The 12,516-nt window shown below is 49.6% G+C and carries 11 protein-coding genes; 5 read left to right on the forward strand and 6 right to left on the reverse strand.

The window, feature by feature from the left end; genetic code table 11:
* Positions 1-112 precede the first annotated feature (112 nt).
* The gene (locus Undi14_RS06005; protein ID WP_190479307.1) at positions 113-1,051 is read right to left on the reverse strand and encodes a histone deacetylase family protein; all 939 of its coding nucleotides are present in this window, start codon (positions 1,049-1,051) and stop codon (positions 113-115) included.
* Between the two features lie 142 nt (positions 1,052-1,193).
* Here Undi14_RS06005 and Undi14_RS06010 point away from each other — a divergent pair, with 142 nt between their 5' ends.
* The 5 genes from Undi14_RS06010 to Undi14_RS06030 all read left to right on the forward strand — a co-directional run bounded on the left by Undi14_RS06010 (position 1,194) and on the right by Undi14_RS06030 (position 6,943).
* Entirely contained in the window at positions 1,194-2,114 is a 921-nt protein-coding gene (locus Undi14_RS06010) for a MoxR family ATPase (RefSeq protein WP_200178673.1), read from the forward strand.
* A 34-nt stretch (positions 2,115-2,148) separates the two neighbouring features.
* A complete protein-coding gene (locus Undi14_RS06015) occupies positions 2,149-3,132 on the forward strand; it encodes a DUF58 domain-containing protein (RefSeq protein ID WP_200178675.1) in 984 nt (327 codons plus the stop codon).
* Positions 3,133-3,142: 10 nt separating this feature from the next.
* Positions 3,143-5,137, forward strand: coding sequence for a DUF3488 and transglutaminase-like domain-containing protein (locus tag Undi14_RS06020; protein ID WP_200178677.1), 1,995 nt, complete (start codon positions 3,143-3,145; stop codon positions 5,135-5,137).
* Positions 5,138-5,153: 16 nt separating this feature from the next.
* Entirely contained in the window at positions 5,154-6,284 is a 1,131-nt protein-coding gene (mltB, locus tag Undi14_RS06025) for a lytic murein transglycosylase B (RefSeq protein ID WP_234030438.1), read from the forward strand.
* A gap of 359 nt (positions 6,285-6,643) precedes the next feature.
* Entirely contained in the window at positions 6,644-6,943 is a 300-nt protein-coding gene (locus Undi14_RS06030) for a hypothetical protein (protein ID WP_186883059.1), read from the forward strand.
* Between the two features lie 128 nt (positions 6,944-7,071).
* On the opposite strand, the gene cysM is transcribed toward Undi14_RS06030, so the two are convergent.
* From cysM to lapB, 5 genes are all read right to left on the reverse strand, one after another.
* Positions 7,072-7,974, reverse strand: coding sequence for a cysteine synthase CysM (gene cysM / locus Undi14_RS06035; protein WP_186896820.1), 903 nt, complete (start codon positions 7,972-7,974; stop codon positions 7,072-7,074).
* Between the two features lie 278 nt (positions 7,975-8,252).
* Complete coding sequence (locus Undi14_RS06040; RefSeq protein WP_186883057.1) at positions 8,253-8,777, reverse strand: helix-hairpin-helix domain-containing protein; 525 nt, start codon at positions 8,775-8,777, stop codon at positions 8,253-8,255.
* Positions 8,778-8,908: 131 nt separating this feature from the next.
* Positions 8,909-9,832, reverse strand: coding sequence for a D-glycero-beta-D-manno-heptose-7-phosphate kinase (gene rfaE1 / locus Undi14_RS06045; protein WP_200178679.1), 924 nt, complete (start codon positions 9,830-9,832; stop codon positions 8,909-8,911).
* A gap of 11 nt (positions 9,833-9,843) precedes the next feature.
* Positions 9,844-11,217 carry a UDP-glucose/GDP-mannose dehydrogenase family protein gene (locus Undi14_RS06050; protein ID WP_200178681.1) on the reverse strand — a complete coding sequence of 458 codons (1,374 nt, stop codon included), beginning with the start codon at positions 11,215-11,217 and terminating at the stop codon, positions 9,844-9,846.
* A 93-nt stretch (positions 11,218-11,310) separates the two neighbouring features.
* A complete protein-coding gene (gene lapB / locus Undi14_RS06055) occupies positions 11,311-12,486 on the reverse strand; it encodes a lipopolysaccharide assembly protein LapB (RefSeq protein WP_186883054.1) in 1,176 nt (391 codons plus the stop codon).
* Positions 12,487-12,516: the final 30 nt, after the last annotated feature.

Raw genomic sequence — 12,516 nt, forward strand, 5'->3', positions numbered from 1 at the left:
GGGAGTATCTGCTGTTTTCGCTCAATTGTCCTTACAAACAAAGGGCTTTGCAGAATACTCCCCCCAGTATTTAAAGAGGCAAAACAGCAGAAAAACGATGGCTTGCCATCATTTATTCAAGATCAGCAAGAACTTTCAAATGCGCAGTCACGCTACGGGCAAGCGCCGAGAGGTTGTAGCCGCCTTCCAGACAACTGACGATGCGGCCTTTGGAATAGTCTTTCGCGACCGCCATCACCTGTCTGGTCAGCCAGGCAAAATCGGCTTCCGTCAGCCCCAGCTGCCCCATATCGTCTTCACGGTGCGCGTCAAACCCGGCCGAGATAAAAATCATTTCCGGCTGAAATGCGCGCAAGGCTGGCAACCACTTTTCAGTGACCAGCGTGCGGATCACATCGCCATAGCTATGCGCCGGCACGGGCACGTTGACCATGTTACTGGCCGGTTCGCTATCGCCGGAATACGGATAAAAAGGATGCTGAAAAAAACTCACCATCAGCACTTGCGGGTCATCACGGAAAATATCTTCGGTACCATTGCCGTGATGCACATCGAAATCAACGATGGCGACACGCTGCAAGCCGCGCACATCGAGCGCATGACGGGCAGCAATCGCGACGTTGTTAAACATACAGAATCCCATCGACTCTTTGCGGCTGGCGTGATGTCCCGGTGGCCGTACAGCGCAAAAAGCATTTTCGATTTCGGCATCGATCACCGCATCGGTTGCGGCGATCGCCGCCCCTGCCGCGCGCAGACAGGCACGCCAGGTGTAGCTATTTAAAGCAGTGTCGGCATCGAGTGGAAAGTGATCGTATTCGGAATGTTCGGACGGACAATTTTCGCGTATCCGGTAAATCGCATCCGCTGTGTGCACCCGCGCCAGGTCGCTTTCTTCTGCCGACGGTGCATCGCGGTGATCCAGCAAGGTGCTGATGCGGCTGGCGATCAGTTGGTCTTCTATCGCCTGCAAACGTTCTGGTGATTCCGGATGCCATGATCCCATTTCATGGCGTTTGCAATCTGCATGGGTGTAATACGCGGTTGTCATGTCTCGGATTTTTGTAGATTTAGCTATCAGTTTCACCTTATTTAGCTGCTTTTGCAAATGCGCCTGTCCGGCCAGTGCAGGGATTACAACAAGCCGGTTTAATTCGGCTACACTGTGCGCTGATTTTTACGCGAGGAAATACATGTTTTCCCAATTGCATAAAGTTGCAAAACAAGTCAATAACGTCATTATCGGTAAAGAGCTGCAAATCCGTCAGGCGCTGGCCTGTTTGCTCGCTGGAGGTCATTTGTTAATCGAAGATTTGCCCGGCGTCGGTAAAACCACACTCGCGCACGCTCTCGCGATTTCGCTGGGCCTGAAATTTAACCGTCTGCAATTCACCAGCGATTTACTACCCGCCGATGTCATTGGTGTATCGATTTTTGACCGCGAAAAAAATCAGTTTATCTTTCACCCCGGCCCGGTATTCACCCAGGTCTTGCTGGCCGATGAAATTAACCGCGCCACACCAAAAACACAGTCTTCCCTGCTCGAAGCGATGGAAGAGCATCAGGTTTCTGCCGAAGGCCAGACACGCAAACTGCCTGCCCCATTTTTCGTGATCGCAACGCAAAATCCAGCGCATCAGGTCGGCACCTTTCCGTTACCAGAATCACAGCTGGACCGTTTTCTGATGTGTCTGTCACTCGGCTACCCGGACGCGGCGGCAGAGCGTGCGCTGTTATTGGGCGAAGACCGTCGCGCTTTGCTGTCAAAGCTGCCAGCATTGATGCAGGCCAGCGAGTTATTGCAGGCGCAGCAGCAACTCAAACAAATACACACCTCGCCGTCGTTGGTTGATTATGTGCAGGCGCTGGCACAGGCAACCCGTCAGGGCGATGTCTTTGCCGAAGGCATGAGCCCGCGCGCATCGCTCGCCTTGTTGCAGGCAGCGCGTGCCTGGGCGGCACTTGAGGGGCGTGATCACGTACTGCCGGAAGACGTGCAGGCCATCATGATTCCGGTGATTGCGCACCGCCTGCGTCCGCTTAAATCAGTCAATGGTAAAGCCAGCGCCAGCGCAGATTTACTGGCGCACGTGATCAAGCGCGTTGCCGTCTGATGTGTACTGAACCGGAGACCGGAAAACGGATGCCATGCTGACCGCTTTATCTGAACGCTGGAAAGCACGCTTGCACAAGATCATTTTTCTTGAGCATCAACCTGAGAGTGGTGAAGTTTTTCTGAAACAACGCCGCGTCTTCACGTTGCCAAGCAAGGCAGGCTGGATGTTTTTGCTGATGCTGCTGATCTTGTTTATTTCCGCCACCAATTACAATCTCAGTCTGGGTTTTGCATTGACGTTTGTACTCGGCAGCGTCGCTCTGGTGAATGTTTTCTTTTGCTTCAGAAATCTCGCCTACCTGCATCTCGATACGGGCCCGGCGCAAGCCGTGTTTGCTGGCGAAGAAACGCACTTCACCATTTTTCTGATCAATCGGCGCAAATATCAGCGCTACGCGATCTGGGTCGGCTTCAACGAAAAAAACGCACCGGAAAAAGCGGTGGATATTGCCCCAGACAGCCGAACCAGCATACACCTGAACTATCCGACGCGCAGCCGTGGCTGGCAGGCGATTCCACGGGTGCGCCTGCAAACCTGGTTCCCACTTGGCTTGTTACGCGCCTGGAGCACCTGGCTGCCAGACGCACGGGCACTGGTGTATCCGGAGCCGGAAGAACATGCGCCGCCGCTACCGACTTCTGGCGCACCATCGAATGAACTCGAAGGCCAGGGTGGCAACGAGGATTTCTCGGGTGTGCGGGCGTATCAGCCGGGCGACGCACTGAAACATCTGGCGTGGAAACAAATCGCCCGCGTAGATCCTGCGCTCGGCGGGCAACTGGTGACCAAACAATTTATCGGTGGTGCTGGCAACGATATTCTGCTGGATTTTTCTGCCCTGCCAAGAACGATGAATCTGGAACTCAAACTCTCGCGCATGACCCGATGGGTGCTGGAAGCAGATCAGGCCGGGTTGCAGTACGGTTTTAAGCTCGGGCAGGAAAATTACGCCCCGGCACAGGGACCGGCACATCGCGATGCGTGCCTGCGCGCCTTAGCGCTTTACGAATTGTGATCAGGTGACTATGCGCCGGACTCTTTCCCTGCCCGTTTTCAGTCGCGATAAAGCAGATACGCTGCTGTTAATCGTTGCCTGCCTGAGTGTGCTGCTGCCGCATTTTTCGCATCTGGGAACATGGGTCAGTGTCAGTTGTGTTGGGCTGCTAATGTGGCGTGGCTGGCTGACGCTGACCGGTCGCCGCCTGCCACCGGGATGGATACTGATTCCGGTGTCGGCACTGATGATGCTGGGCGTCTATCTGAATCATAAAACCTTCTTTGGACGTGAGGCTGGCGTCACCATGCTGGTACTGCTGCTGACCTGTAAATTATTGGAGATGCATGCAAAGCGGGATCTGTTTGTCGTACTGTTTCTCGGATTTTTTTTATTGCTGACCAGCTTTTTTTATCAGCAAACCATCGCGGCAGCATTCATGACACTAGTCTCAGTGAGTCTGCTGCTCACAGCACAATTGTCGTTCCACTACACAGGTCTTTTCCCATCCCTGAAACAACGCCTGAAATTAGGCTTAGGCATGATGGCACTGGCAATTCCGCTGACCTTGTGTGCGTTCTTTCTTTTCCCCCGAATACAAGGCCCGCTCTGGGGTTTGCCGGGTGATGCACATAGTGGACGCTCAGGCTTATCGGAAACGATGTCACCGGGCGGTATCAGCGATCTGGTCTTGTCAGAAGAGATCGCCTTCAGGGTGAAATTTTCGCAACCGGCACCGAATAAATCACTGCTTTACTGGCGCGGTATCGTGATGACGGAATTCGATGGCAAAACCTGGTCGCCGGCTCGCTTTTTGCAAAAGAATAACGGTGATATTGCGCAGTACGCAGGAACACCGATCACGCAGGAAATTATCCTGGAACCACAGAGCCAGCGCTGGTTGTTTGCTCTCGATTTACCAGCGGCAGCACCGCAAATCGATGGCAACACTATCGCCAGTATCAATCGGCAAATGGAACTGCGCAGCAATGACATCATCAGCCAGCGTCTGCGTTATCAGGTGACGTCTTATCCGCAATATCGTTACCTCGTCGAAAACAATCTGCGCGATTTACACCGGGCATTGGAAATACCTGCCGGTTACAATCCGCGTAGCGCGGCCTTTGCGGACGCGCTACGGCGTCAATACAGCGATGACAGCGCTCTGATCAATGCGGTTTTACAGTACTTTCGCAAGGAAGCATTTACTTACACGCTGGAACCGCCGCTGCTGGGCATCAACAGTATTGACGATTTCTTGTTCAAGAGCAGAGCCGGGTTTTGCGAACATTATGCGAGTGCGTTTGTGAATCTGATGCGGCTGGCCGGTATTCCGGCAAGAATCGTAACGGGTTATCAGGGCGGTACGCTGAATGAAGTTGATGGCTATTTTGAAGTCCGGCAATCCGATGCGCATGCGTGGACGGAAGTGTGGCTCGGAGGTCAGGGCTGGGTCCGCGTCGACCCGACGGCCGCCGTCGCGCCAGAACGGGTTATGCAAAATCTGAATCAGGCGATTCCCAAACGCGGCTTTGCAGGGCTGATGAATTTTGCCTTGTCCGGCAATTCATGGAGCCAAGCTATGCGCATGCGCCTCGACGCCATCAATAACTCCTGGAATCAGTGGGTACTCAATTACAACCAGCAAACGCAGAAAAACTTTCTCAGCTCCTTAGGCTTTAAAAACATAGACTGGTCGCGCATCAGTTTGCTGTTTTTTATCACGGGCACTCTCATTATCGGCGCAATTGCCCTGCCGTTGATGCTGAACAGACCTTCGATCCCGGCAATGGATAGAGTATACTTGGCGTTCTGCAAAAAAATGGCAAAGAAAACACCGCCCCGCGCAGTGGATGAGGGGCCATATGCGTATCTGCAAAGATTGAAAAAAATATTGCCAGCAAAAGATATTCCACCGGTGGAAAAATTCCTGCGCACCTATATCAATGCGAAATATGGACAAACCACCGCTCCGGAAAGCCAGCGTATACGCCAACTGAAAATCCTGTTAGCAGCCTGTCGCTAATTTACTGAACAAGCACTTGACATCGACCATTGTGAAATCTATTCAATACCTCGTCCGCAGTTGCTTCTGTGCTGCGATCATCAGCAGCATTGCTATACCGGCATTAAGCGCGACACCTTCAGTAAACAAAACGTCTGCCAAGCGCAGTGCTAAGGTCGCCTCTGCGACACCGGTGATGCAAGAAAATGTCCGATTTAATGAATGGAAAGAAGTCTCTGCATTCATTACGGAAATGGTGGATAAACATCAGTTTGACAAAGCGCAGTTACAAACCGTATTTGAACAAGTGCGCTACGTTGAAAGCGCAAGGCAACTGATGAGACCCGCTCCGGCAGGGAAACCTAAAAACTGGAAAGCCTATCGCGCCCGTTTTGTGGAACCCTACAGGATAGAGGCTGGCGTCGCATTCTGGAATAAATATGCAGATGCGCTGGAGCGCGCACGGCAGCAATACGGTGTACCGCCGGAGATCATCGTCGGCCTAATCGGTGTGGAAACCATTTTTGGAAAAAACACCGGAAAATTCCGGGTCATGGATGCGCTGACAACGCTGGCCTTTGACTATCCTGACACGCCAACGAGAGATGCCCGCATGCAGTTCTTCCGCAATGAGCTGGAAAACATGCTGCTGATGGCAAGAGAATCTGGCGTCGACCCCTTTGCATTTAAAAGCTCTTACGCAGGTGCGATAGGCTGGCCGCAATTCATGCCAGGCAGCATACGTAAATTTGCAGTCGATTTTGACGGCGATGGCAGCATCAATCTGACCGATTCCCCCATCGATGCTATCGGCAGCGTTGCTCACTACCTGGCGATGCATGGCTGGAAAAGAAATCTCCCTGTCACCTTCCCGGCTACCCTGATTTCAAGCGAAGCAAACCCAGCGTTATTACAGACAGCGCTGAGCCAGGGATTACGTGCCAGCTATTCTCTGGCGGAATTAAAAACCTTTATCAGCACGGCAAGCAGTGATGCACCGAGCAACATACAGTATGGCGTTATCGACCTACAGAATGGTGACGAAGCCACCGAATACTGGCTGGCAACTGATAATTTCTTCGCGATTACACAATATAACCGGAGTTATTTTTATGCCATGTCGGTGTTTGATCTGGGGCGAATCATCAGTGCGGCAAAAGAAAAATAGGTATATGTCAGCTTGAACAAAACTTTTTAACAATATGTTTCGTTTTCACCAATTGATTTAAGGTACTTTTTACCCAATACTATATTCGTAAGTAATTGCTAGCATGCAAAAGACGGAAATAACCATCCATTGCATGCTTTTTTAAAAACAAGCGTTGAGATTAATTGCAAATTAATCTACAGTGATATTGTCTTATTAATACTAATGCATGTTTGATGCTAAGTTTGAATAGGGATTTAACAATGGTTTGCTATTCTTGCTAAAAGCAAATTCTATTTTAAAGTTACAATGTTACCGTTTGATTAATTCTCATTGAAGCAATTAAATCCAGCATCAATAGACTAGACAGCGAGGTAATTATGGCAAATTTAACCCAGCTTGAATCAGATGAGATCGACTACGATCCCAACAATCTTTTAGATACTCTGATCAAGCAATTGCATTTGAAAAATGACGCAGCACTCTCAAGAGCGTTAGAAGTTGCACCACCGGTCATCAGCAAAATCAGACATCGTCGTCTGCCTGTAGGCGCTTCGTTGTTGATCCGCATGCATGAAATCAGCGATATCAGCATCAAAGAATTACGCGAACTGATGGGTGACCGTCGTGCGAAATTCCGCATCAGCGACAAGCAATTCAAGCCAAAAGACGCAGCTTAAATGCTTTCCGGGCAATCCCCGGCGACAGATAAAGCAAAATACCGAAACTACTTGTGAGAGTAATTTCGGTATTTTTTTGGGGGTGACAACATTAACTGAGCGTATCTGCGCCCAGACTTGCCGGAGACTCAGGCGGGGAAGACACCAGTCGATAAATAACGATCGCCACGGTCACATACGATAAACACGATCGTTGCGTTTTCTACTGTCTCCGCAATTCTCAGTGCAATTTCACAGGCACCCGCCGCTGAAATACCGCAAAAAATTCCCTCTTCCGCAGCGAGTCTGCGCGCCATGTGCTCGGCATCCCCTTGGCTTACTGATTCCACTTGGTCAACTTTGGCTTTATCAAAAATCTTAGGCATGTACGCTTCCGGCCATTTGCGAATGCCGGGGATTTGCGAGCCCTCTTCTGGCTGGGCGCCAATAATCTGAATCTGCGGATTTTGCTGCTTCAGATAAGCGGAAACTCCCATGATCGTTCCGGTCGTCCCCATTGCGCTGACAAAATGAGTGACTTTTCCCTTCGTATCCCGCCAGATTTCCGGTCCGGTACCTTCAACATGCGCAAGAGGATTATCCGGATTCGCGAACTGATCTAGAATCAAACCCTTGCCTTCTTTTTGCATTTGTTCGGCCAGATCCCGCGCATACTCCATGCCGCCGGTTTTTGGTGTCAGTATGATCTCGGCACCGTATGCAGCCATACTCTGACGACGCTCGATACTCAGATTTTCCGGCATCAGTAAAATCATTTTGTAACCACGCATGGCGGCTACCATTGCCAGTGCAATACCAGTATTGCCACTGGTCGCCTCAATCAGGGTATCACCAGGTTTCAGTTGACCCCGCTCTTCAGCGCGCCTGATCATCATTAATGCGGGTCTGTCTTTGACTGAGCCAGCTGGATTATTACCTTCCAGTTTGCCTAATATAATGTTGTTGCGACGCCGATTTTCCTCACCCGGTATTCTTTGTAAACGTACTAAAGGGGTGTTACCAATCGTGTCTTCAATAGTCAGGTAAGACATAGTTATCAATAGTCGTGAAACACAGGCTTATTCTAAACGCACTTGAATTCTGACGCATGGCGCTTATTGCGGCGTGTCAGACCACAAAACAGCGCTATCTCACTGTTTTCACAGGTAAATATCGCAGCTGACAGCATTCAGAAACAGATATATTCCTTATACATAATTCGCATAAGCTAATAAAAAAGCCTCCGATGATTCAAAATCGGAGGCTTTTACGTAAAACACAGGCGACGACGGTGAAGATCGAGATCTGAAAATAAGACTATTTAATCAGATTATTTTGCTTTGCCTTCTTTTGCACTGGCGGCCGCTTTCTCAGTAGCATCCGCTTTTTCTGCTTTCGCTGCTTTTTTCTCTGCTTTTGATGCTTTTACTGGTTTTTCCGGTGTTTTTTCTGTCGCCTTATCATCGGCTTTTGTTGCTTTTGCAGGTGCATCCGCAGGCTTAGCATCCGCTTTAGGTTCTTTTGCTGCTTTTGCAGGTTTGCTTGCTGACTTGTCTGCAGCAGCTGGTTTAGCTGGTGCGCCTGGCTTTGCCTGTCCATTCACGGTCAGCCCAGCTTCGGACAGCTTGGTAGAATTTTTATCGCCAATTCCCTTCACACGTGCTTCGAAATCAGCCCAGTCTTTGAAACTGCCATTTTTTGTGCGCTCTTCGATAATCGCCTTGGATTTGGCAGGACCTATGCCTTTAATTCCATCCAGAGCAGCCTGATCGCCTTTATTGACATCAACGTCGGCAAACGCAAAACCCATGGTGGCAACCATTGCAGCCACTGCTAATAATAATTTTTTGAACATATGAAGACTCCCCAAAAAGTGATGAACTTTAATGATCATGTTTCATTTTCTAAAATGCCAGAAAACGAAACATAATTATTAACGGTAAAAGCACATAAGGGTTGACTTATTTTCAGCAGATTGAGAGAAAACTACACCCCTGAGAATAATTCTTCTTTTGTCACAGTCGCTGTACCCAGTTTACCAACCACGATACCGCCAGCCCGATTAGCGATCACTACGGCATCCTGCATACGCATACCATTCGCCATCATCACTGCCATCGTCGCGATGACAGTATCTCCGGCACCGGAAACATCAAAAACTTCGCGAGCCATTGCAGGCACATGCGTGACATCTTCTTCGGTAAATAGGGTCATTCCCTCTTCAGAACGCGTCAATAACAAACCTTGCAAATCTAATTCGCGCCGTAAATTTTGTGCTTTTTCAGTCAGTTCAGCCTCGTTCGCCCATTCGCCGATAATCAGTTTCAGTTCTGATTTATTCGGCGTTAATAATGTTGCTCCTGCATAGCGGGCGAAATCACTGCCTTTAGGATCCACCAGAACAAGCTTACCAGCCTCCTTTGCGGCTTGTATCATCGCCTTCACATTCATCAGACCGCCTTTGGCATAATCCGAAAAAATGACGACGTCATACGCACTCAGCAAGGCATTGAAACGATTCAGTTTGTCTCTGAGAACAATTTCTGTTGGCTTTTCCTCAAAATCAATACGTATCAGTTGTTGCTGGCGACCGATCACACGTAATTTGATGATCGTTGATATTTGTTTGTCGCGGCTGAGGTAACTGGAAATACCGGCTTTTTTCAACAGATTTTCAATACTGTTGCCCGCCTCATCATCACCGATGATGCCCATTAGTCCTGCGTTCACACCAAGAGCAACTGCATTTAAAGCCACATTTGCAGCGCCACCAAGACGTTCTTCACGACGCTCGACGCGAACGATGGGCACCGGGGCTTCAGGCGATATCCGGTTCACCTCACCAAACCAGTAACGATCGAGCATGACATCGCCAGCGATCAGAATTTGCTTTTTCACTTGCTCACTCATCAAAAACGACCTCACTTACGCGTGAGTACAGAGCGGCCAATGCCGTGATATTCAATGTCCAACTCCGTCATCACCGCGGGTTCAAACAGATTTCTACCATCAAAAATCACTGCCTGTTTCAAACGCTGCTTAACCTGATCAAAATCAGGGCTGCGGAAAGCCTTCCATTCCGTAACAATCGCCAGGGCATCTGCACCATTCAGCGCATCCATAGGATTTTCAGCATAACGGATCGACACGAGTAATTCCGGTGCGTCATAAAAATCGAGTTCAAACACGCGTTTAGCTTCTTCCATAGAAACCGGATCATAAACAGCCACCGTCGCGCCATTGCGCAGCAATTCGCCGATTAACACGCGCGACGAGGCAGCACGCATATCATCCGTGTTTGGCTTAAATGCGAGACCCCAGATTGCAAAATGTTTACCGACAATCTGATTGTCAAAGCGCTGCATGATCTTGGCACCTAGAATCTGCTTCTGGCGCGCATTCACTTCTTCAACCGCCTGCAAAATCAACAGGTTCAGACCATAGTCCTGCGCGGTACGTTCCAGTGCCTGTACGTCTTTTGGAAAGCAAGATCCACCATAACCACAGCCCGCATATAAAAAACTATGGCCGATACGGGGGTCAGAGCCTATCCCGTGGCGTACGGCTTCGATATCAGCACCGACATGATCAGCCAGATTGGCGAGTTCATTCATAAACGAAATACGCGTCGCCAGCATCGCATTTGCTGCATATTTCGTGAATTCAGCAGAACGGACATCCATCCAGTAAGTGCGTTCGCGATTGCGATTAAATGGCGTGTACAACTTTTTCATCATATCGCGCGCTTTTTCACCCTGAGGCGTCGCATCGCAACCAATCACAATACGATCAGGACGCATAAAATCCTCAACTGCAGCACCTTCTTTCAGGAACTCAGGATTGGACACAACCGAAAAAGTTGCAGTTGCTGCGCGCGCAGCCAACTCCTCTTGCACAGCAACGCTGACGCGGTCAGCGGTACCAACAGGAACGGTCGATTTATCGACGATGACTTTAAAGCCAGTCATGTATTTACCGATATTACGTGCCGCTGCCAGCACATATTGCAAATCAGCGGAGCCGTCTTCATCGGGAGGTGTACCGACCGCAATAAACTGGATATCGCCATGCGCTACGCTTGCCTCGACATCAGTCGAAAAACGGATGCGTCCAGCCGCGCGGTTACGCGCTACCACTTCTTCCAGTCCCGGTTCATGGATAGGAATTTCCCCATTGTTCAGGATGTCGATTTTGCGCTGATCAACATCAAGACAAAATACGTCGTTTCCCAATTCCGCGAGACAGGCACCCGTCACGAGGCCAACATAACCAGTACCAATAATAGTAATTTTCATTTTGCGATCTCAGTCCCAAATAAATAGTGCCGTATTCCTGCGAGAGCCATCGTTCCTTGATACGAACAAGATGCCGCATGCAGAGGAATACAATTAATTCATTACATTTAACTCTTCTGTACGTCGCGGCGGATAAGTCTCCCAGCGACTGCAACCTGGACAATGCCAGTAAAACTGCCTCGTCTTAAAGCCACAATGAGAACACTGATAGCGTGACAATTTCTGCGCATAACCATGTACCAGATTTTTGACCAGCGACAGTTCTGGCCGGAACTCCGGAGAAACCTCAATCAAACGGGCGTCCAGTAATTTTTCCAGCCCGAGCAAAGTTGGTGTTCTGCGTAATTCGTCACTAACCAGCTGATTTGCTGCCGCTACCGTATCAAGCTCTATCGTCGCTTTAAAGACCACCTCGAGCAAATCCACAGACGGTGCTTCTTCGAGGTAATTTTTCAACAGATTCAGGCCTTCCTGCGGGCGCTCCAGCTTACGATATGCATCCATCAGGCGTTGCGCAACCAGCGCCACGTGCGGCACACTTTGCTGCTCCACACGCAACCAGGCAGTAACGGCTTTTTCTGTTTCACCTATTGACTGATAGACGTCGCCCATCAATATCACGGCACGGACACTCAAACGGTCTATCGCCAGCGCTTTTTCTAATACGGCAAGCGCTGCCTCAGTATTGCAGCGCGCCAGCTCATCCTGCGCAATTTCACAATAAAACTGCGCGATCTCTTTTTGTCTGCCACCCGCACCTGCTTCTTGCAACGCGTATGCGGCATCGATCGCACGCGCCCATTCTTTTTCACGCTGATATATTTCGAGCAAAGCACGGCGAGCCTGAACTTCAAAAGGTCCGGAAACAAGCTGATTAAATGTTTCCTCAGCACGATCTAATAAGCCTGCTTTTAAGTAATCCTGCCCCAGCTCGAACATTGCCTGCGTCTTTTGATCGGAAGGCAAATCAGGGCGCTGGACGAGATTTTGATGCACACGAATTGCGCGCTCGGTTTCACCACGGCGGCGAAATAAATTTCCCAACGCAAAATGCAATTCAACAGCTTCAGGATCAAGACGAACAATATCGATAAACGCATCAATTGCTTTATCGGGCTGTTCGTTGAGTAAAAAATTAAGCCCCTTAAAATAGCCACGCGGCAGACTGCGCGACTCGGAAAGCAACTGGCGGATATCGATCCGGGCAGCCAGCCAGCCAAGAGTAAAAAACAAGGGGATGCCAAGCAACCACCAAATTTCAAATTCCATTTTTCTTATTTTCTGTAATGTTTTTCAAGA

Origin of the sequence: Undibacterium sp. 14-3-2, from assembly GCF_016595265.1 — a bacterium.
Classification (GTDB): domain Bacteria; phylum Pseudomonadota; class Gammaproteobacteria; order Burkholderiales; family Burkholderiaceae_D; genus Undibacterium; species Undibacterium aquatile.